This window comes from Cohnella phaseoli, from assembly GCF_003386235.1.
In the GTDB taxonomy this organism is placed as follows: Bacteria; Bacillota; Bacilli; order Paenibacillales; family Paenibacillaceae; genus Cohnella; species Cohnella phaseoli.
Genome location: NZ_QRDZ01000037.1, coordinates 15,860 through 37,895, shown reverse-complemented (window position 1 = coordinate 37,895; position 22,036 = coordinate 15,860). Strand labels below are relative to the sequence as shown.

The 22,036-nt window shown below is 56.0% G+C and carries 13 protein-coding genes; 6 read left to right on the top strand and 7 right to left on the bottom strand.

Annotated features, from left to right (window positions below; translation table 11 throughout):
• Nucleotides 1–15: 15 nt before the first annotated feature.
• Nucleotides 16–1,455, bottom strand: a complete 1,440-nt coding sequence (locus tag DFP98_RS32300) for a family 43 glycosylhydrolase (protein ID WP_181918076.1) — start codon at nucleotides 1,453–1,455, stop codon at nucleotides 16–18.
• Between the two features lie 261 nt (nucleotides 1,456–1,716).
• Between DFP98_RS32300 and DFP98_RS32295 the strand changes: the two genes are divergently transcribed.
• The 6 genes from DFP98_RS32295 to DFP98_RS32270 all read left to right on the top strand — a co-directional run bounded on the left by DFP98_RS32295 (nucleotide 1,717) and on the right by DFP98_RS32270 (nucleotide 12,385).
• Nucleotides 1,717–3,144, top strand: a complete 1,428-nt coding sequence (locus DFP98_RS32295) for an ABC transporter substrate-binding protein (protein ID WP_116064757.1) — start codon at nucleotides 1,717–1,719, stop codon at nucleotides 3,142–3,144.
• Nucleotides 3,145–3,224: 80 nt separating this feature from the next.
• A complete protein-coding gene (locus DFP98_RS32290; RefSeq protein WP_116064756.1) occupies nucleotides 3,225–4,142 on the top strand; it encodes a carbohydrate ABC transporter permease in 918 nt (305 codons plus the stop codon).
• Nucleotides 4,135–4,965, top strand: a complete 831-nt coding sequence (locus tag DFP98_RS32285; protein ID WP_116064755.1) for a carbohydrate ABC transporter permease — start codon at nucleotides 4,135–4,137, stop codon at nucleotides 4,963–4,965. The genes DFP98_RS32290 and DFP98_RS32285 overlap by 8 nt, the downstream gene beginning before the upstream one ends.
• Before the next feature lie 4 nt (nucleotides 4,966–4,969).
• On the top strand, nucleotides 4,970–7,336 hold the full coding sequence (locus tag DFP98_RS32280; RefSeq protein ID WP_116064754.1) for a glycoside hydrolase family protein: 2,367 nt from the start codon (nucleotides 4,970–4,972) through the stop codon (nucleotides 7,334–7,336).
• 23 nt (nucleotides 7,337–7,359) lie between these two features.
• The gene (locus DFP98_RS32275; RefSeq protein ID WP_116064753.1) at nucleotides 7,360–10,143 is read left to right on the top strand and encodes a GH32 C-terminal domain-containing protein; all 2,784 of its coding nucleotides are present in this window, start codon (nucleotides 7,360–7,362) and stop codon (nucleotides 10,141–10,143) included.
• Nucleotides 10,144–10,474: 331 nt separating this feature from the next.
• Nucleotides 10,475–12,385 (top strand): ubiquitin-like protein, encoded by a 1,911-nt coding sequence (locus DFP98_RS32270; RefSeq protein ID WP_116064752.1) that lies wholly within the window; start codon nucleotides 10,475–10,477, stop codon nucleotides 12,383–12,385.
• Between the two features lie 465 nt (nucleotides 12,386–12,850).
• Here the strand turns inward: DFP98_RS32270 and DFP98_RS32265 are convergent, their stop codons facing one another.
• From DFP98_RS32265 to DFP98_RS32240, 6 genes are all read right to left on the bottom strand, one after another.
• Nucleotides 12,851–14,599 (bottom strand): DUF4434 domain-containing protein, encoded by a 1,749-nt coding sequence (locus tag DFP98_RS32265; RefSeq protein ID WP_116064751.1) that lies wholly within the window; start codon nucleotides 14,597–14,599, stop codon nucleotides 12,851–12,853.
• Nucleotides 14,600–14,618: 19 nt separating this feature from the next.
• Nucleotides 14,619–15,950 carry an ADP-ribosylglycohydrolase family protein gene (locus DFP98_RS32260; protein ID WP_181918075.1) on the bottom strand — a complete coding sequence of 444 codons (1,332 nt, stop codon included), beginning with the start codon at nucleotides 15,948–15,950 and terminating at the stop codon, nucleotides 14,619–14,621.
• A 25-nt stretch (nucleotides 15,951–15,975) separates the two neighbouring features.
• Entirely contained in the window at nucleotides 15,976–17,628 is a 1,653-nt protein-coding gene (locus DFP98_RS32255; RefSeq protein ID WP_116064749.1) for a type 2 periplasmic-binding domain-containing protein, read from the bottom strand.
• 35 nt (nucleotides 17,629–17,663) lie between these two features.
• Nucleotides 17,664–18,554, bottom strand: a complete 891-nt coding sequence (locus tag DFP98_RS32250; protein ID WP_220377203.1) for a carbohydrate ABC transporter permease — start codon at nucleotides 18,552–18,554, stop codon at nucleotides 17,664–17,666.
• Between the two features lie 18 nt (nucleotides 18,555–18,572).
• Entirely contained in the window at nucleotides 18,573–19,517 is a 945-nt protein-coding gene (locus DFP98_RS32245; RefSeq protein ID WP_246016944.1) for an ABC transporter permease, read from the bottom strand.
• Nucleotides 19,518–19,649: 132 nt separating this feature from the next.
• The gene (locus tag DFP98_RS32240; RefSeq protein ID WP_181918074.1) at nucleotides 19,650–21,980 is read right to left on the bottom strand and encodes an AraC family transcriptional regulator; all 2,331 of its coding nucleotides are present in this window, start codon (nucleotides 21,978–21,980) and stop codon (nucleotides 19,650–19,652) included.
• Nucleotides 21,981–22,036: the final 56 nt, after the last annotated feature.

Genomic DNA, 22,036 nt, shown 5'->3' with positions numbered 1-22,036 from the left:
GTTCATCTTCCTTTGCTATGACTTCAGAGTAAATAATGCCGAACCGTCGGAGGTGTACAAGCCCAGTCCGCCGCCGCGTATATCCCGCAGGGGAACGGTCATCGTCACGCCGCTCACGAATACCTCCAGAATATCGTCCTGCAAAAATACAAGGAGGTCGGTGTCCCCGGCAGCAAGGCCCGGAACCGGTCTCTCGCACAAAATCCGCTCCCCGTCGAGCGCGGAGCCGTGAAACGCCCGAACTGCGCGATACCGCTCAAGCCGGAGCGTCCCCGCCCCGTAATCGAGGCCGAGCAAATACGCGTTGTCCAGACGGTCGGAGGCGCGGAGCACGATGCCCGCGGTCCCCGTTCTCTCTTCCTTGCTCACGGTCAGACGCAGGGAAATATGCTCCTTCGCCTCCTTCTGCAGAAGGGCGGCGAAGCCCGTCGCCCTAAGCGACGCAATCGATCCGTTCGGTTCTTCGTTCCATTCTCCGCATAAAGCGATGCATTCATTATAATCCAAATGATGGGATTTTGTAACGGAGGACGCATAGATGTCCGGACAAGCCAGCCTCAGCTCCCCGTTCTCCGCGCGAACGATCTTTCTCGGCGTGACGAAAGTGCCTCCCCACATCGCGCGCGGAGCGTCTTTGCCCTCCGCCAAATCCCCGCACCAGCCGAACAAATAGCGATCGGCGCCGTCAAAGCAAGATTTGGCCGCATAGAAGAAATAATCTCCCGCATCGAAGTACGGATTGGCCGGTCTTGTCCACGGCCCGTAAGGGGAATTCGCCATCCTGTATTCCGTGCGTCCGAATTGGGAAAACAACAGATACCATGTATCGCCCATCCGGAACAGATCCGGGCATTCAAGCGACGGATAGGCGTCCGGAGCATAGATCGGCGCTTCGAACCGCCAATTGCGCAGATCGTCCGAGACGGCCAGACCGATTACCCCGCGTCGATTGCCGTTGACCGGATGGCGGCAGCCCGCGGTGAACAGCATCCAATACCGTCCTTCCTCCTCGTTGCGAAACACGAACGGATCGCGGAAGTCCTCATCGTAGCCGTAATGCTCCGAGCCGACCCGCAGAATCGGATTCGCCGGATTTTTCGCGAAAGCGATCCCGTCGGAGGACGTAGCGTGCATGATCTGCTCGCGCCCGTCCGGATGGCCGGGACTGAAGCCGGTATAAAAAATATGAACCGTCTCGCCTTCGCGATAGACCGAGCCGGTAAAGCAAGCTCCTCCGTCCGGCTCGGCCTGCGTTCCGGTTTCCAGCGCGTTCGGCAGCTCCTCCCACGCCATAAGATCCTTGCTGCGCAAATGCGCCCAAGGCGTATGATGCCGGGCCCAGCCCGTACCCTCCTGGAATCCTTTCAAGTAATAAGCGTGATAATATTCTTCATCGTAGAACGGAATCAAATCCGCTACCATGCGACCCGGTTCGGGCATATAGCGCAGCGCCATGTGCGGGCTACCTCCTCGTTTCTCTCGGCTGAGCGATTCCAATGTGACAACGTTGTCACTATAATCCGAATTATACCGAGTGATCGTTGCAGTGTAAAGAGGCATCGAGTTTTATTTTCGCATTAGATGTAGCTAAATATTTCATGATAAATATAACGTTTTCGTCGTTGACACGGATTCGCGAGCGGGCTTATAATCGCCTCAGGAAATGTGACAACGTAGTCACAAACCAATCAGAAAAACAAACGGAGGGTTTCACGTATGAACAAAGTATGGAAAAGCGGGTCCGCCGGTCTACTGCTTACGGCAATGCTTGTTGTGAGCGCTTGCAGCAGCAACGGCAACGAGGCGGGTTCCGCCTCGCCTTCGGCCTCCCCATCGACTCCGAGCGCAAGCGAGACCGGAAGCGCAGCTCCGTCCGCCGCCCCGCTCAAAGGCAAGATCAATCTGGTCATGTGGCACCAGCCGACGATCGACGCGGTCAACGCGGAGATCGAAAACTACAAGAAGCTTCATCCCGAGGTCGACATCGAGATCATTTTCTCCGCGTTCGACCAGTATTACACAACGATCCAGACCCAGCTGATCGGCGGCGGCGCTCCCGTCGGCATCGGCGTCAGCCCGGAGACGACCCAGATGCTCGCCAAGTACCTTGAACCTCTGACTCCGTACTTTGAGGAAGAAAATCCGTACACGAAGCAGCCGTGGAAGCAGGATTACGTCCCCAACGCGTTCGAGATCGGCAAGAGCGGCACGAACGACGTCTGGATGGTCGGCGTAGCCGGCGCAGTCAACACGGGCGTCTGGTATAACAAAAAGATGCTCGACGAAGCCGGAGTAGCCGTTCCGACGACATGGGAAGAGCTTATGGCCGCACAGAAAACGATCAAGGACAGCGGACAGATCGCCTGGAGCGAGCAGCTCGTCGCGAACTTTAAGGGCGATTGGTACAATTGGCAGTTGAACTACGGCTTTAACCTCGACGACTGGATGAAGCTGGACACGCTTGTTCCGGACGGACGAGTTTCGCAGATGGAAGTCGTGCGCGGCATCAAGAAGGGCGAGATCGACTTGAAGAGCGAGAAGGTCAAAGCGATGTTCGCGGAATGGAAAAAGTGGGTCGAAGCCGGCTGGCCTGAAAACTTCAGCTCCGACTGGGGCTGGTACGACGCGTTCGTCTCCGGTAAGGCCGCCTTCTTCCTGGGCGGAAGCTGGGACACTCCGGGCTTCGTTCAGAACATCAAGGATTTCGAATTCGGTCATTTCTCGCTTCCGAACCCCGGCAACCCGTCGGACCCGATCGACATGGCCAATCTCGGCGGAGCCTGGGGGCTGAACAAAGCGGCGACGCCCGAGCAGAAAGCGATCTTCATCGACTTCATGCGCTTCCTTTCCCAGCCGGACGTGCATAAGCGCGCCGTCGAGGCGCAGGGCATGCTGCCCGTCGTTCAGGGAGTCGAGTTGAGCGATCCCGTCATGAATGCCTGGGCGCAGGACGCCAAGTTCAACGTCTCCAAAATTCAGGCGATCTCTCTGGACAATGAGCTGGCCTCCAAATTCCTGAGCTATTCCCAAGCCTTCCTGACCGGCGGGGATCTGGACGGATTCGTCGACAAATACGCCTCCATCTATCAGGAAGCGGCGGAACGGCTCATCACGCAAAACAAATGGGATACGACTCAATGGTAAAGCAATAGCGGCTTAGAATGTGCACAGGCTCCTCGTCCGTCAGGGAGCCTGTGCATAAGCATCGATAAAGGGGTGGTCCCATGCAAGGCACTCGCGGCTTCTCGGCCGACGGCCTGCTGCGCAAGCTGGCGAAGAGCGGCAAAGGTTATTTGCTTATTCTGCCTACGTTCGCTCTGATTCTCGTTTTTTCCTATTATCCGTTCCTGCAGGCGCTGCACAAGTCGTTCTTCCATTGGGACGGCCAGTCTACAAGCTTCGCGGGGCTGGACAACTACAAGCGCATGTTTACCGGCGACGCCGAGCTCGGCAAAGCGGCGCGCAATCAAATCGTCATCACCGTCGTATCGATTCTGAAGATCGTAACACTTCCTCTGCTCGTCGCCAGACTGATGTTTGCGCTGACTTCGGGCTGGGCGACCCGAACCTACCGGATCATGCTGCTGCTGCCGATGACGGTTCCTTGGATCGTGATGGGCTACGTATGGAAAAACATGTACGCGCCGAAAGGCGTATTCAACACGCTGTTCGCCCAGCTCGGACTGGAATCGTGGGCGCACAACTGGCTGGGCGATCCGTCGATGGCGCTCGGCTCGGTGCTGTTTATCGGCTTTCCCTGGGCGGGCGGAATCGCCTTCCTGATCTATCTGGCCGGCTTTCAGGGTATCGACTCGTCCCTGCTTGAATCGGCCAGATTGGACGGCGCGGGGTTCTGGCGGCGTTTTCTCTCGATCGAGCTGCCGCTTGTCCAGACGCAGACGCGCATCCTGCTCGTGCTGACCGTACTCGACTCGCTGAAGAGCTACGGGTTTCTGATCTTCCTGACGAACGGCGGTCCCGCTTACGCCACTTTGTCTCCCGGGGTATGGATCTACCAAAACTCGTTTGTCTTCCTGCGGTTCGGCTACGCCTCCGCCATCGGCGTCGTGCTGCTGCTCGTATCCGCTCTGCTGTCCTGGCTCATGATCCGGCTGACGAAAAGGGGGGATCTCCATGACTAATCTGACCAAGCGACTGCTGCTCGGCGCCAACCACCTGACGCTGTGGATCATCTGTCTGCTCAGCGTATATCCTTTCGTATTTCTGTTCGTTTCCTCGTATAAGTCCGACGTGCAAATTTTCAGCAGCTGGTGGTCCGTTTTTCCCGGAGAATATTACTGGAGCAATTACAGCCATGCCTGGGACGTGATCGACAAATACATGGTCAATTCCGTTCTGATCACGCTGCTGTCGGTCGTCGGAGTCGTCATCCTGTCCACGCTGACCGGATACGCCTTCGCGAAAATGTATTTCTGGGGCAAGGAGGTTCTGTTCGTTCTCCTGTTCCTGCTGATGCTGATTCCCGATATTTTGACGCTGGCCCCTTCCTTCGTGCTCTACAAATCGCTCGGGCTGCTTAACAACTGGCTCGTGCTTCTGATCCCGTATATCACCGGAGGACAGATCATCGGCATCTTCATTATGCGCAACTATATCGAGGGCATGCCTCGGGAGATTTTCGAATCGGCGCGCATTGACGGAGCATCCGAGCTTCAAGTGTTCTGGTCGATCATCCTGCCACTCACCCGCTCCATGGCCGTGACGGTTGCAATCTTGACCGCTGTCGGTGTATGGAACGACTACGTCTGGCCGCTGATTACGATCAGCGAGGACGGCTTGCGCACGGTGGCGATCGGGCTGCAATATTTTACGACCCAGTATCAAACCAAAGTCGGCTATCTGATGGCTGGAAACGTCATTTCGGCCATCCCGATCTTGCTGCTGTTCGTATTCGGAACCAAATATTTCGTTCAAGGCGTGATGTCAGGCTCGGTGAAGGGGTGACGGCATGAACGCGCGTTTTGGCGCTTGCGGCGTCGCCTTGGCGCTATTCGTCTTCCTGCTGTCGGCCTGCAGCAACGATGGCAAGGATGGAGATGCGGGAGACAAAACGCCCTTCCTCTTGGGCTCTCCCTCCTGGAAGTGGGAACGGCTCGGAGGAAGCTGGACAGAGCGGCAAGACGGCTCGTTCGTTCAGTCCGACTCGTCCGGGACGGCGATCGCGGTTGCCGGGGAGGAGATATGGGCGGACTACGAGCTTCGCTCCTCCGTCGCGCTGACCGGCGGCGAGTTTCAGGCCGGGGTTCTGTTTCGCTACGCTTCGCCTGAGGATTACTACTATTTGATCGTCCGCAGCGAATCTTTCGTCTATCCGTCTCCCACGTTGGAGCTGTTTCGCAAGGTTCAAGGCATCGCAGCGTCCATCGGTTTTGCCGAGCTAAGCGTACCTGATAGAGCAGCGCTGCCCCTCCGCATCGAAGCGTCCGGCGATCGCATTCGCGTGTATGCGGGCGACGGGGAGCAACCTCTCATCGAAACGAGAGACGCAGCCATTACACAAGGGAAAGCGGGGGTGCTCACATTGATGTCCGAAGCCGAATTCGGCCCGACCGAGGTTTCGCCGATCGTTCCGTTCTATACCGCTCCGCAGCCTGGAGAGGAAGCCGACGGAAAGCTCTGGAGCGTATCCCGGTCCGGCGACTTCTACGATCGTTCTTTCACGGCTCCTTCGTCCGGGGAGCTCGACATTGCCGGAGATGCCGCCCTGCTGACGCAGGGGAGCGCAGGTTCTTTCATTAAGATCAGCGTACTGTTAAACGATCAGGTCGCATGGCCTTTAGCGGGGATGGAGGCCGCATGGCGCGACGAACAGTCGGAGCCCGAGGCTTACGCGGTCTGGTTCCGACTGCCGGTCGAGGCCGGAGATCGCGTCACGTTCCGGATCGAGGGCGATTCCCCAGGGAAGAGCATCTCATGGACTCCCTCTCTTTCTTACGGAGAGCTGCCAACCGTTCCGCTCCATTTCAGGCATTCCGAGCATGAGATCGGAGACGTCCATCCCTACTTCGCCGAGGACGGTACGCTAAACATGTACTATCTCCAGCCCGGGGGCGGCTACGAAGCGGCGCTGCTCACCTCGCGCGACATGCTGCGTTATGAGGAGGCTTCGCTGACGCTAAAAAGAGACGCTGCTGTCTCTCCGGTCAAGCCGTGGTTCGTGCTTGGCGTCTTCTACGACGAGCAGGCGGGCGTCTACCGCAGCTACTCCGGCACGGACGGCAATGTGATGCGCAGCGCCTACAGCACGGATCTGCAAACCTGGTACGCCGCCGGCTCGGAGTACGACATTCCTCCTCAGCCGGGATACGCGGTTCAACGCGACCCGTTCGTGTTCCGCAACGAAGACGACGGCCAATACTGGGCCGTCATGACCTGCCGCAAAGGCGGCGATCAGAACGGACCCGAAGGCTCCGTCTGCTATGCGGTGTCTCCCGATCTGAAGAGCTGGACCGGGATGGGCGATCTGTACGCTCCGGGAAATATCGGAGACCCGGAAGTGCCGCAGATGTTCAAGCACGAAGGAAAGTGGTATTTGATCTTCAGCGTATACGATCACCGAGTCGGTCCGACGACCAGCCTTGTCGCCGATTCGCCTCACGGTCCTTGGCTGGAGGCGGACAAGCAGCTGCTGGACGGAGAGGATTTGGCCGCCGCCCAGATCGCGTTTCCGAAGGGCGGCCATCCGCTGCTGTTCGGCTGGATTCCGCTGCGGGACGTCGAAACGATCGGCTACCAGCATTGGGGCGGCGACATTGCCCTTCCCCGAGAGCTCGTGCGACGTCCGGACGGTTTGTTCGACGTCAGGCTCCCCGATTCCGTCGGCCAAGCCATTCGCGGCGGACGCTTGCCGCTTCCTGCAACGCTAGATACGTCTCCCTCGGCCGTTGGAAATCTGGAGGCCGCTATTCCGGGGCGTTACGACCGCTTCGACCTCACGTTTGAGTGGCAGCCATCGGACTCAGATGCCGTTGGAGGCGTGCGTATTGTGAGCGACGGCTCCGAGCGGCCGGTCACGGTCGAATTGGACCCGGCCGACGGAAAGCTGCGCATCCGCAGCGACGACGTCGTGCACAGCGAGCTGCAGGTTGAACTTGGTTCAACTGAAGCAGTACGGGCGCGGCTCATCGTGGAAAACGACATCGCGGAGCTGTTCGTCAACGAACGCTACGCTTTGGCCGCCCGGTTGATGGAGCCTGTTCGCCAAGCCACGCTCTCTCTTTTCGATTCCGGAGATGCGGCCGTCTCGCCTTCCGGGTCCGTTTTTAGCGCCGCCAAGCTTTACAGATTGCTCGGCCGGCAAGAGTTGGCCCAATAAATCGAAGATTCGGAGGAACGAATATGTTCGGTTACCGGAAAGCGATCAAGCTTCTTCTTGTTGCAGGTCTTGGTTTCTCCCTCGTTCCCTTCGCGCCCGAGCGCGTATCGGCAAGCGGATGGACGGGTCAAAGCTTTACGGCTTCGGATGCGTTCAGAACAACCGGAGTGCAGGGCGTTGACGGATGGATCTACGAGGATTGGAATGGCAGCAACTACGCGCCGATGGCTTACGAGGACGCCAGCTTTCGCGCCTGGCAGGGACGAAGCGGCTACAGCCTGATCGGGTGGAACAGCCCGGACACGCTGCATCCCGGCACGGCCACCGATACGGCGCTGACCTTCGAAGCGCCCGCCGACGGCCAGGTGTCGGTCACAGGCAACGTGCGCAAGCGCGACCTGAACGGCGGGGATGGCGTGCAAGCGCGAATCTTGAAGAACGGGACGCAGATCTGGCCGACTTCGGGCTGGCAGAGCATCGCCTATAACGACGACGTCGGCGTCAACCATTCGCTTAGCGTCCAGGTGACCCGCGGAGATCGGCTGCGCTTCGTGCTGAATCGCAACGGCAACATCAATAATGACAGCACCTATTGGGACCCTAACGTAGCCTATTCGTCCTCCGACGCTCCGGATCGTCCCGCAGTAACCGGTGTGGCTGACGGCGGCGCATATCCTTCTGCGGCCCCTTCCTGGACCGATCCGACCGGAACGACTTCGTACGCTACGTTGGCCAAGGATGGCGGCGCTCCCGCCGCCTTCACCAGCGGCTCTTCGATTACGGCGTCCGGAAGATATGTGCTGGAGATCGTCGCCGAACGAACGGTATCGGGGAACGTGTTCTCGTCCTCGTCCAAAATCCGCTTCAGCATCGGCACAGGGCTGAAAAGCCGATTCATCGCTTCCGAAGGATATTCGTCCTCAATGCAAGGAAGCGACCATTGGTTTTACCGCGATTGGGACGGTTCTGCCTACGCGCCGATGACCTATGATTCGTCGAGCTTCCATGCCTGGCTCGGCCGCAGTTCCTACGCCCTGATCGGCTGGAATGGCGCGGACACCGTTCACCCTGGAATATCCACCGATACGGTTCGCGCATTCGTCAGCCCGATGGAAGGAACCGTAAACATCGCGGGAGTCATACGCAAACGCGACCTGAGCGGAGGAGACGGCGTTCAAGCCCGGATTCTGAAGAACGACACGCAGATTTGGCCGGCCTCCGGCTGGCAGAGCATCTCCTACAAAGATAGCGTCGGGGTCAATCCTGGCGTATTGACCTATGTGAAGCCCGGAGACGAAATCCGCTTCGTACTGAACCGCAAATCGACGATCGACAATGATTCGACGTATTGGGACCCCCAGATCGATTATCAATCGGGAGGGCCGGGAATCAAGCTGCATTACAAACATCCCTCCCACTATATCGGAGACGTTCATCCCTACTGGGAAAACGGAACGCTGTATCTCTATTATTTGAAGCCCGGCACCTTCGAGCCTGCGCTGGTGACGACGACCGACTATAAAAGCTGGCAGCCGGTTGCCTTGACCCGTTCGGGTTCGGCTCCCTACCAGAACTACTATGCGCTTGGCGTGTTCAAGGACGGCAGCGTCTATCGCAGCTATTACGGCAACGGTACCGAAATGAAGGGAAGCGAAAGCTTGGATCTGACGGAGTGGAGCAATGCTTCCTCATCGTACGATATAGCCAACTCCATGACGCCGTATACGGCCGGGGCTCGCGATCCTTACGTGTTCTGGGACCCCGACGCCGGCGTATACCGGATGGTCAGCTCGGCGTATCGCTCCAATCAGGACTGGGGCATCGGCTCGGGCATGGACGTGTCCATTGGGCTGACCAGCTCCGTCGGCAGCTCGCTCACGAGCTGGGGAACCCAGACCGATCTGATCCGGTTCCCGAATTCCGGCGTCCCTGTCGGCTCGGCTCAGGAGCCCGAGGTCGCGCAGATGTTCAAGCTGGACAACCGCTGGTACTTGATGGCCAGCATCGCCCGTCAGACCGCGCATTGGGTCGGCGGCCCGACGTACTGGATCGGCGATCTGAATACCTCCATCGACGCAGACAACTGGGCGTCCAAAACCGCCCATTCCCTAGAAGGCGAAGACTTGGCGGCGGCGCAGGTGTTCTACGACGGCGCGAAATGGATTATGCTCGGCTGGATTCCGCAGCAGGCGACCGGCAACGCTTGGGGCGGACATATCGGCTTTCCGAGGGAGCTGTACGCTCTGCCGGGAGGCATGCTGGGCGTCAAGCTGGAAACGACCTTCTCTTCCGCGATCCGCGGAGGAGCGCTGTACGGAGGCGTAAGCAGCCCTTCTGCGGAAACGGGAAGCTGGACGTTCGGCTCCGGTACGTTCTCCTCCTCCGGAGCCGGGTTTTCCATCGCCAAGCTTCCGGGGGATTACAACCGCTTCGACGCAGACATGACGGTGTCCATGTCGGGCAGCGCCGACCGCGCCGGCCTTCTGATCGACAAAGGCGCGACGTCGCCTTACGGCTTTGAAATCTCCCTGGATAGGGCCAACAACCTGATCAGGGTACGACGCGATACGACCGGAACGGGCAATTGGACGAACTTCAGCCAGATCCCGGTCGCAGCCGGAGACTTGGACGGCACGAATACGCTGCGCCTGATCTCCGAAGGCGACATTCTGGAAGTGTTCGTGAACGACAAGTACGCGCTGGCGGCCCGCATCTCCAAATCGCTCGACAGCTCCGATATCCGGCTGTTCTCTTCCGGCGGGGGAGCGACGTTCGGCAATGTCAAAGTCTATGAGCTGAATGAGTAAACACGAGTCTCGCATATAAAAAAAGCTGTCTTTGAAGCGATCGCTTTCGCTTCGAGGCAGCTTTTTTCGTCTAGGGCGTGTATGCAAACCCGCTCAGGGGCATCTTTCACCTCCCCTGCTTCGTCACTTTTGCTTGACGTACCTCCGGTACGCCTTCACAAAAGTTCCTTGCATGGAACGAAAATTCGGCCAAATCTACTATCCTCGGAGTATGCATACACGCCCTAGAAAAATCGACAAATTTTTCTCCGAGAGCAGCTTGGCTATAGTAAAATAAACCAGTGACGCGCAAATACAGTCTATTCTATCTCGACAGGGGGAAAATCGTTAAATGAGAAAACGAAGTCCTTATGCGCTGACGATGGCGCTCATTTTACTGTTTACGCTCGCTTTTCCGACTTCGGCCTTTGCCATGCAAGTGTTCGTCAAGACGCTGACGGGAAAAACGATAACCGTCGATACTGAGTCGAGCGACTCCATTCAGCAAGTGAAACAAAAGATTCAGGACAAGGAAGGCATCCCGCCCGAACGGCAACGGTTGATCTTCGCAGGCAAGGAGCTTGAAGACGGCCGTACTCTGGCCGACTATAATATCCAGAAGGAATCGACGCTTCATCTGGTACTCCGGCCTAGCGTCGCGAATACGGAATTTGAGACGGAGAGGAACACGGATTTCGTCTTCCTGGCATCCGATTTTACGGCTCACTACGCTTCATCACTCACGCCCGCTATGGATCGAGTCCGGTTCGCTACGGTAACCGACTCGGTATACGGAACACTGTATTTAGACAGCGTAGCCGTTCAACTTAACCAAATAATTACCGTTTCGGAGCTGGACGGGCTGATCTATCGTCCGGCTGCCGATACAAGCGGCACCGCGACTTTCGAATGGTTCGGCGGAGACGGTTCGGCCGAGGAAGCGCCGGTGACGTTCACCGTTCGTACGCTCCCCCCTCAACCAAGCTCCAATGCGGATCTGGAGAGCTTAACGCTGTCGTCCGGCGAACTCGTTCCTGCATTTTCACCCTCTATCGAGGATTACGAAGCGACAGTTGCATGCGCAACGAACTCTTTGATACTGACAGCCGCAACGGCCGATACTGGCGCCACCTTGACGATCAACGGAAGTTTGTCGGACAGCGGGGACGGAGTATCTATCGCCTTGACGAGCGAGTCTGTCGATATCCCTATCGTCGTCACGGCCGCGAACGGGGTCAAGACAAGCCAATATCACATCAAGGTTCGCAAAAACTGCGATGCACCCGTCTGGCCGGTCGGCTCTGTGCTCAGCTTCTCCGATATATCGAAGAACGGGGTTTCTTTAAGTTGGCCGGAAGCTGCCGATTCTTCTCCGATTGCCGGCTATCGGATTTACAAGGGCGAGTCGCTCGAAACGTCCGTAACCGGCAGCGTATATCGCTATAATGCCACGGGACTTACCGAGAGTACCGAATATGCCTTTGCCGTTGTCGCCTACGATAGTTACGGCAACGATAGCGCCGAGCTTAGAGGCACTGTCCGCACCAGCAGCAGTTCCTCGTCATCTCCTTCCGACGGCGGGACCTCTCCGTCGCCGGGAAGCGAACAACCGACAGAAACGGAACAACCCTCGACTTCCAAGCCCGAGAAGCCAAGTGAACCCGGCACGTCCGAACAACCTGGCGATCCCGGCTCTTCCGCGAAAACATTTTCGGATATTGCCGGACATTGGGCAGAAGTCGAAATTAAGCTCGCTGCGGCAATGGGCATTGTCCGGGGCTATCCGGACGGCTCTTTCCGCCCGGATCGTCTGATCTCGCGGGCCGAATTCATTGTCATGCTAATCAACGCCCTCGCTGCAGAGCTTCCCGAGCCGAGCCGCGACTCGGCGGCGTTCAAAGACCGGCAGCTGTTCGGCACCTGGGCGCTCACGGCTATCGACCGCGCCTACCTTGTCCGGCTGATCGAAGGCTATCCTAGCGGTAATTTCCGGCCTCGGCGCGAGATGACCCAGACCGAAATCGCCGCCGTAGTCGCCAGAGCTTTCCGGTTCCCGGTAAGCTCCGCCTCCGATGCCGGATTCGCAGAGACGACTCGAATTCCGGATTGGGCCCGCGATGCCGTACTGGCCGTCCTCCGCGAAGGCATCCGAATCGAACGAAACGGGACTACATTCGACCCTGACGGGAATGCAACCCGGGCCGAAGCCGTGGTTATGCTGTTGAATCTGTTGAATCGGCTAACGGAAAAAGCGAGCGAATAACTACTCACAATTCAGAACTTTACTCTGAAGGAAAAGGGGCTGTCTCATAGGGAACTTTTACTGCGGATCTATCTATTTGCACACAAAAGTTTACGCAGGGAAATTAGCCGGAAAATCGTACAAAGTAACTTGAATCAGACTCAAAACGGGAATGTTTGTTCGGAAAATCGTACAAAGTAGCTTGAATCGGACTCAAATTGTGGAGGTTTGTAGGGAAAACGGTACAAAGTTGACCAAATTCAAGGGTTGTATGTCGCTTAAGCGTCGTCGATGATTATACGGATCACTACCGGTAATTATCTGAAAGTGTTAGGGATCATGATTAGCCCGCAGACTGCCTCATACGCTCCTGAAATCACATTGTAACGGGTTTACCCATTCAAATTTCAGGAGCGTATAGCATCAGAGGGAGGTTTATTATCGATTATCTCGCAGAGCAACTTAAAGTGCCTATGAGACAGCCCTTTACCTGACCTCTATTTCGTCCATAAAGCTCCAGGCGCCAGCGCTGTCGACTTCTATCCTGACGTAACGGCCGGCAGTGTTGGACATACCTTGCAGCTTGTATTCGTAAGTCTGCGAATCCGTAGAGGCGTTGTCCGGCTTCGCGACCTCTCCGATTTTCGTGAAGCTGGCGTTATCGTCCGAGACGAAGTAAGCGACCGATTGCGGTAGAATGATCCCTACCGGAAGATCCTGCAGAAACCCGACGCTCACCTCCGTCAAGCTCCTGAGGCTTCCCAAATCCACGGTGACGGAATACGGCTCGGCCAAGTATCTTCCCTGCCATGCGGCATGAGCGTAAGTGCTGTCGGCGCGAATGCCGTCAGTCAACTCCTTGGCGTCCGTGTCCGGATAGTTGGCATGAGCCGGCTCGCTTGCCGTATAAGGCCGATTCGCCGCCAGATTCTCCAGACGCTGCGGCGTCGTTACGATAAAGCCGGCAGAGCGTTCCGATTCGTTGCCTGCCGCATCGACGGAGCTCACTTGATACGTGTATTCGGTCAGCGGCTCCGCCGATCTGTCGGCAAAGAAGGTCGTCTGGTTCAAGGATGCGTTAAGCAGGACATCGTTACGGTATATTCGATAGCCGACTACCCCCGGATCTTGAACCGGAGACCATTCTAGCCTTACGGTCGCCGAGTTGTCCGTTACCGCCGACAGGTCTGCAGGGGCGGGAGGCGCTTCGGATTCCACAAAGCCGGTCCGAACGTAATTGACGTATGCCCGATGGTAGGCAGCCTTGCCGACATTAGGACTGTAATAATGGCTGTAAGCGAAAGTGATAATGCCGTCGACATAGGGCTGCACCCCCTTCAGTTGGTCCACGAAACGGGAGATCGGCGCGCTTGACCAGTCGCGATGATCGAATGTCTCCGCGTCGGACCAGAACTTCAGTCCTTTCTTCGTATTAACGGCTTGACGCAGCGCTTTGAACCACTCCGTAAAATTGTCCATGTTTAATCCGCCGGCCCCAACGCTGTCCTGCGGAGCGAAAATGTCGCCCTTGCGAAAATCCGTCATCTTGAACATGTTGATCCACATCTGCTTGTAGGCTTCCGGTTCCCCGATAGCGGCGTTCATGAAGGGGCACAGCATAAAGGGCAGACGAGCGTTCAACTGATTCACATGACGCAGATTGAGGTTGATCGCATCCGCCAGCGCTCGCTGATCCGCGCTCGTCGGGAAATTCAAATTGTCGACTTCCCACACCCAGTACCAGCCGTAGAACGCCTTCCGGTATTTACGGTAATATTTTTTGTACAGCTCGTCGGCAATCAGATTGCCCTCTTCCATTTTGGCGTTCAGCCATTGAGGGTCCCGCGCCGATTTGCTCCACCAGTCCCCGTCGAAGTTCAGCCCAAGGAAAACCTTGAAGCCCGCTTTCTCCGCGTTCCGCAAAATATTGTCGACCAGATCGGGATACCCCGGCTCCATTTCGAACCGATCGGACGGATAGATCGTCTGCGTCGGTCCGCCGCCTGAGCTGTAGCCGGTAGGCGCCAAAATGATATAGCGCATTCCCGCTTCCTTCAGATACTTGAACTCGCTTTGCCATCGGGCGTCATCCCACGTTCTGACCAGCTCTTTCTGAATGAACGTGCCTTGCGCGATCGGCCTGCCTTTCTTGCTTCCGGCGCTCGCGTATGAAGCATCGAAAAAAGACAGCGAAAGCAGAATCAATGTCAACATCGCCAAGATTGCTTTTTTCACGGACCTTCTCCCCCATCTCTTATCCTTGAATAAGTTTTGGTAAAGCCGCCATGCGCTTCGCTAGCCGTGCGATCGATCCTTCCGTGAACGTGCCCATGCTCGTGATAATTTTGTCGCCAAAAGGCGCCAGCCAGCGTTGATCCAGCCCGTCGGGCCCGAAATAAGCGCCCAGAATCGATCCGGCCGTCGCGCCGAAGCTATCCGTATCGTTGCCCTGGCTAACCTGCTTGCAGATGCCGTCCCCGATGCTCTCTGCAAAGCGCAGCGTATTAATCAGCGTCCCGATTTCCTGATAAACGCAGCAGGCCGAATATTCCTTGTATTTGTTATGAACTCGGTAATAACCGTCTATCCAGTCGGTCGCCCGGCCGATTTCCTCCAGCGAATCCGCGGCGATTTTGTAGAACCGGCTCCGCTGCGGCACGAACTTGAGGGCCGTCTCGAAAATACCGAGACGATCGGATACGACCGGCGCTGCCGCGATCGCCGCCGCGACGAACATCGTCCCGTAGATGCCCGTGCGCCGGTGCGTCCAGCTGGCGTCCCGCCAGGCCAATTCGGCGGCCAGCTCCGGCTTGCCCAAGCAGGCATAGCCGTAGGCGTCGGCCCTAATAAGCGCACCGCATAACTCTTCGCCGGGGTTCAGGAAATCGGGCCAATCTTCAATGTTCAGCTCCGGCTGAGGCTGCAAGGATTCAAGCCCCGCCTTCAGCAGCATGCCCCGCTCCGGTCCCCAGGTTTGCTGGATCGGCAAATAGTCGAGCCACAGCTTACGGATGTCATCCTTGGAGAAACCGGTTCCGTGTTTTTCCAGCAATAGCATGCCCATGATCGTATACGTAATGTCGTCGTCCGGCGCGACGAAGGCAATTCGCTCGCGGACGGTCTCCGTCCACGAGATGTTGCGGCGGCCATAGACGTCCAGCATGCGTTCGGAAATATAATCGTTCAGCGGCCATTCGCCGATCTCCTCCAGCGCTTGGCGGACATCGTCCAGCGTGGCGAACGGATATTCTTCGATCGGCTTGCCCAGCATGCAGCCGCACAAAGACGATAGAAATGCCGTCTCCGCGCGAGCCGCTCGCTCGGTCTCCGTCAATGAACCGATTTCCATGGGGCGCGACGGATCCGATTCGGCCCGGATCTCGTCCAGATCGCTCGGCTCCGAGTAGGGCCAATCCTCGCGAAGAGGGAGCTTGACGAGCTGCGCGGCGAATTCCGCCAATGCGTCGTAGCTGTCCGGCAATGCCTCCAGACGGCCCAGCAGTCCTTCGACTTGGTGGCCTTGCTGCTGCTTGTTCGAGATAACGCCCTGTAGTTGGCCTCGCAGTATGGGGTAAGACGGAAGCATAGAGTCATCCTCAACCTTTCTCGGTTTATTTCGCAAGCGCGCCGTTGATTTCCTTAAGCACGGCATCGACTTTGGGTTGTACGGATTTTTTCCAATCCGCCCATTGCGTATCGATATCTTTTTTCTCCAGAATGATCTGCGTGATCGCGTCGTCGATCGAAATATTAAATTTGTCCTTGTTCGGAGCGGACAAGAACATGACGTCGTAATCCGGTGGAATCAAGTCCGTAATCTTCTCTTTTACCCGGAACATCTTGACCGCCGTGTCCCTTACGCCGTCCGCCAAGGAAGGGTCGCGGGCCGACCAGTCGTCGGGCAGCACGATCTTCGTGTAGAAGAAGTAATAGGAAGGGTACAAGTCGCCCATATACTTGAAGTTGCCCTGCTCGTCCTTCTCCCGGGTAATGACCAGCTTATCTCCTTCCATCTTGTAGTCCTTGCCTTCTACGCCGGCAAAGATCAGGCGCTGTCCTTCATCCGTCGCGATGTAGTCGAGAATCGACAAGATCCGGTCGAACGTCTCGTCGTCAATTTTCGGATTAAACACTTCTCCCGCCCAGTAGTTCAGAATATTTTGCTGACCGTGGAATTTGCCGTCGGGCCCGACAATGGTCGCGAGTCCGATCGCTTCCTCCGGATTCGCGCCGGGATTGGCCTTCGCGAACGCTTGGTATCTTTCGTTGACATTCGCCGCAGAAGCTCCATCGATGAACATGCCGCTGATGCCGGTATCGAATTTGTCGTAATGCTCTTTGCTCTTGAACGTGTAGTAATCCTTATCGATGAATCCCTGTTTGAAATATTGGGCGAAGCTCTTGATTCCTTCGAACGTGGAATCTTCCGCGCTTCCCCATACATATTGACCGCTGTCGACTTTGTGAAACTGGTTGTAAAAGGAGTTGTGCGTCTGAACGAAAGCGCTGTAAAGCTGGTACGGTTGAGACGAGAGCCCGATCGTGCGTCCCGCTCCGTTGCCGCCCGAATCTTGCTGGACGAATGCATTGCCTAGCTCGGCGATTTGCTCCGCCGTGACGGTGTCGCCGAGCTGAATGCCCGCTTGCTGCGCCCAATCCTTGCGATAATACAGCACCTTGGCATCCAGCACGAGGTCGGTCGTCTCCGTCACCGGCGTATTGTAGATGACGTTCGGAACCATATAGACCCTGCCTTCCGGGTCAAGCGTCTTCAGGTAATCCGAAAGACCCGTCTTGGCCATGGCACTAGCCAGATTCGGATATTTCTGCTCGTAATCGGCCGGCAGAGGTTTGATCAGTCCTTGTTTGGAGAAATTGACATAGTCCTTAAAATCGAAGTTCCAGAACATCATGTCGGGCATATCCCCGGAGTTGATCCAGATCCGGTCGCGTTCGACCCAATTATCCCAGCTTAGCGGAATGAGCTTGTACTCGAAATTGAACTTGGCGTCGAAAGCCTTGTAAATTTCGTCGTTCATATAGTTTCCGTCGTCGCTCAGATCGACGGACGTCGCGGAGAACGTAATCCTTTTCTCGAATTTGCCCGCGGCGTTCCCGTTGCCCGAACTGCCGGAAGACGTCGGCGTTCCCGTCGCCGAAGGGGATGACGACGCGTTCGGTTTGTCGGACGAACACGCTGACAAGATCGCGGCAAATGCGATCACCGCGCAGCACATCATAGCCCATTTCCTGTTACTCTTCATCGATGTTGCCTCCTAGTGTTTTTTGTCTCTCGGACTCACGATTTGACCGACCCGATCAAAATTCCCTTTATGAAGTACTTCTGTAAGAAAGGATACGTGAACATGATGGGTGCCATCGTAATAAACACGGCCGCCATCTTCACGCCGTCCTCGAACACCGTCTTGCGAATGGAAACGTTGCGGCTTCCGATATCGTCGATCGTGGACATGACGATGCTTCTAAGCACCAGCTGCAGCGGCCATTTCTCTCCTTCTCGAAGGAACAGCATCGCGTTGAACCATTCGTTCCAGCGGTCGACCGAGAAGAACAGGGTAACCGTCGCGACGATCGGCAAAGCCAGCGGCAACATAATCCGCAGCAGAATGACCAGATCGTTGGCCCCGTCGATTTTGGCCGATTCCTCCAGCGCTGCGGGGATTTCCAGGAAGTAGCTGCGCATAAGCAGCAGATAGAACGTATTGGCTCCGTATACAAGGATTACGGAAGCCGGGCTGTTCATCAGGCCGAGATCCCTGACCAACAAGTACAGCGGGATCAGTCCTCCGCTGAAGTACATCGTGAACACGACAAGCGCCGTAATGGCTTTCTTTCCCGGAAAGCGGTCCCGCGACAGCGCATAAGCAGTGAAGGCGGTTGTCAGCATATTGAAGGGAACGCCGATCAGCAAAATGAGCAGCGTATTCCGATACCCGTGATAGATGCGCGAGCTGTTGAAAATATAGGTATACGCGTCGAACGTTATATTTTTGGGAAACAGCATAAACGGCGTCATCATATATTCCTTCTGCGACACCAGCGAAATAAGAATCGCATTGTAGAACGGATATAGAATGGTCAACGCCCACAGGCTTAATACCACGATGTTCAGGATGTAGAACCAGTTGATTTTTCTGACCTGCCCGCCGGACAATGGCGTATCGTTCACTTTCGTACCTCCTTTTCGTCAGAAAATGCCTCGTTCGCCGACCCCCTTGGCCAGACGATCGAACACAATCAGCAGCACGAAGTTAATAAGCGATTTGAACAATCCGACAGCGGTGCTGAATCCGAAGTCCCCGGACGTCTGGAAGGTAATTCTGTAAATATACGTGTCCAGAATGTCGCTTACCGGCAAAACGGCGGGATTGTACATATTGAAAATCTGATCGAAGCCCGCGTTCATCGTATTGCCGACGGACAGCAGCAGCATCAATACAACGGCGGAGCGGATGCCCGGCCAGGTGATATACAACATCCGCTGGAAACGGTTGGCCCCGTCCATATAAGAGGCCTCGTACAGCTCCGGACTGATCGAGGCGATCGTAGCCAGGTAGATGATCGCCGTCCAGCCCGCGCTTTTCCAGATATCCGAAATGTAAATCAGCGGACGAAACAAATCCTGGTTGGCCATAAACATCTGCTCAGACACGCCGAACAAGGACAGAAAATGATTGACAGCGCCTTCAGATCCGAAAACGTTCAGCACCATGCCTGAAACGATAACCCAGGAAAGAAAGTTCGGGAACGTAAAAATGGTTTGCAGCGTTTTTTTGTATTTTCCTTCCCTTAACTCGTTCAGCAGCAGCGCCAGTACGATCGGCACCGGGAATTGAAACAAAATCCGGCTGAAGCTGATGATGATCGTATTTTTGAACGCCCGCCAAAAATCCTGATCCTGAAAAATATACTCGTAATGCTTCAGCCCCACGAAAGGGCTTCCCCAAATGCCCGCGCTTGCCCGAAAATCCTTGAACGCGAGCTGGATGCCGTACATCGGCGCATAGTTGAACACCGCGTAGTACAGCAGGCCGGGAAGCAATATCAAATAGATATACTTGTTCCTCGCGATTTCCCGGCCAAGCGATTTCATCGAACCTGGGGCGGCCAGCGCCCGTCCCGCTCTTTTCAACCCGTTACCCTCCCTTCTATCTCGTATAGGCCGACTATAGCGCCCCCCAATTGCAACGCGAAAGTCTCTAAATTTGCCGACCACGGCGCGCAAAACACGAAACATCGGTACAAAAAAGGATAAGGCTGCACTTCATTGCAGGTCCTTATCCTCTTCCTCTTCTTCTTGCTTGACTGGCTGTCCGCCATGCAGTCTGTAATCGTTTCTGTATTTGCCCGGAGGGACGCCCGTAATCTGCTTGAACACGCGGGTGAAGTTCTGGCTGGTCGTATATCTGAGCTTGTCGGAAATTTCCTTGATCGACATCTCCGTATACACCAGCCATTCCTTCGCTTTCGAAATCCGGTAATGGACGACGTAGTCGACGAAATTGACGTTCATCGCCTGCTTGAAGAAACGACTGAGCTGCGAGGAAGACACTCCGAACTCTCCCGCAAGCTGCTGCAGAGAAAAATCCTGATCGTAATGCTCATGGATATACTTCAAGGTTTCGTCGGCAATCCGGCGGCTTTTGTCCTTCGTCATCCGGTCAATATGCTGTTTGATCGATGGAAAGAAGCGATTGGCGAACCACTTATGCGCGCTGCCCAGGGAATTCTGCTGATACAGCTCCGTGTACGGGTTCCAGCCGAGCAGATCCTGAAGCGTCAGCCCTTGCACATCGCACACCAGCTGATCGATCTCCTCCAGGAAGTAAGTCAGAATTCCCTTGATCATCCTGAAGTCGGGCAGATGCCCGGGCAGCGCGGCGAACATCTGGTTGAACTGCTTCTCGGCCAGCGCGATGTCTCCCTCCGACATGCTGGTCAGAATCCGCTTGTACCATTTCGCCGTAATCCGGTCGGCCGGCTGTATCCGGTCCGACTGCACGACATCCTTGCGGGTAATCGTCACGTCGCTGCCGAGCAGATGCCGAAAGCCCAAGTATTCCTGCGCCAATTGGTAGCTCCTGCCGATTTCGTGCAAATAACGGACAGGCGGCGCGATCGCAGCCGTGACGGTAAACTTGAACTGCTCGCGCGTCTTTCGGCGGATTTCCGAGCCGATGGCTCCAATCTCCTCCTCCGTAGCCGCATCCGTCCTTCCCGTCAATACGATAAAAGCGATCCGGCCCGGCTGAGGATTGACTGTAATGCATGTATAGTTCGCTTCGAATACTCCGCGAAGCATCGCCTGCAGCTCGTTCAGCATTGAGGTTCGGTCTTTCTGCTTGTACATTTGCATGAATTCGTGCAGCGAATCGATCTCGACAATGCCTGTGAAAAACCATTCTCCTTGAAAAGCCATATCCAATTGCTTCATTCGTTCCAGCAATTCGGACTCGGACAGATTGTCGTGAAGCAATTGGAGAATTACGCTTTCCTGCATCAGCGGCAGCTGCTCCAGCAGTTGGCCGCTGAGCCGCTGGTTCGTCTCCAGCATGTCGCTGACGTACGAATCGATAATGCGGACGCTGTCTTTCTTGGTCCCCGCCACAGGCGTCAGCTTCATGGAGATTCGTCGTATCGGCGAATACATCCGGAGGTAGCCCACGAACGCGATGCATCCCCATACGGCGACGATTACCGCCACCATCGTCCAGGTCAAACGCTCCATTTTCCAGGCTTTGGCGTTCAACTCCCGGCTCGGCGTCATGGCCACGTACGTCCATGCGTTCTGGTCGGACTTAAACGACGTTACGCTGTACTTTTCTCCCCGAAGCTCGGAAATTCCGGAGGTCGCTTCCGGACTGGTCCAGTACGCATATAGACTTGAAGTGCTCGATAGCCGCGCTCCAATCTCTTCCGCGTGCGGGCTGAGTACGATACGTCCTTGTCCGTCCACGACCAGTACGACCGTGCTGCCGATGTCGATCCGGCGAAGATATTCATAAAACTTGGTAATATCCACATGCAGGACCACGACGCCGTCAATCGCGTTCTCGATCGATACCGGCTTGAGGATCAGCAGGTCTTTTTGATTCTCGTACGTATAGGGCGAAATGATCGTAATTCCCATGTAGCCGGGGTCGATCACTTTCATAATCGAGCTGTAGTACCGGGCATCGATTCCCGACAATCCGGTTTGCGTAGAATAGGCCTGGCGATGGTTCGGATACAGAAGCGTGACGCCGAACGGAATTCGGGTCACGCTCCGATATTTTTTCAGCGTATCGATCATGCTCATCGTCGGACGGAAGGCGCTATGGGAGATGCCGGCCAGAAAAGAATCGCGCACAATCAAATCCTCGGATATTTGCAAGGTGGACACCTTCAGATCGGAGAGAAAAGCGTTCAACTGATACTCGATTTGCTCGAGAATGATCCGGTGGTTGTTGTCCACTTCCTCCTGAACGCTCCGGACTGACAAATAAGAGGATGCATAGCCCAGAAGCAAGACCGGAAACAGACTGAGAAACAAAGTGACGGTCAGCAGCTTGGTTTGATAGCTCATGCTGCGGAAGAAACGAAGCTTCCCGAACACCCGAAGCCCCCCTTCCATTTCTCTATTTTTCGCTTGGGTTGGAAACGATTGCAAAA

Coding starts and splice junctions, on each gene's coding strand:
- DFP98_RS32275 (WP_116064753.1), top strand. CDS start 7,360: ATGTTCGGTTACCGGAAAGCGATCAAGCTTCTTCTTGTTGCAGGTCTT.
- DFP98_RS32285 (WP_116064755.1), top strand. CDS start 4,135: ATGACTAATCTGACCAAGCGACTGCTGCTCGGCGCCAACCACCTGACG.
- DFP98_RS32260 (WP_181918075.1), bottom strand. CDS start 15,950: ATGCTTCCGTCTTACCCCATACTGCGAGGCCAACTACAGGGCGTTATC.
- DFP98_RS32295 (WP_116064757.1), top strand. CDS start 1,717: ATGAACAAAGTATGGAAAAGCGGGTCCGCCGGTCTACTGCTTACGGCA.
- DFP98_RS32290 (WP_116064756.1), top strand. CDS start 3,225: ATGCAAGGCACTCGCGGCTTCTCGGCCGACGGCCTGCTGCGCAAGCTG.
- DFP98_RS32280 (WP_116064754.1), top strand. CDS start 4,970: ATGAACGCGCGTTTTGGCGCTTGCGGCGTCGCCTTGGCGCTATTCGTC.
- DFP98_RS32270 (WP_116064752.1), top strand. CDS start 10,475: ATGAGAAAACGAAGTCCTTATGCGCTGACGATGGCGCTCATTTTACTG.
- DFP98_RS32300 (WP_181918076.1), bottom strand. CDS start 1,455: ATGGCGCTGCGCTATATGCCCGAACCGGGTCGCATGGTAGCGGATTTG.
- DFP98_RS32255 (WP_116064749.1), bottom strand. CDS start 17,628: ATGAAGAGTAACAGGAAATGGGCTATGATGTGCTGCGCGGTGATCGCA.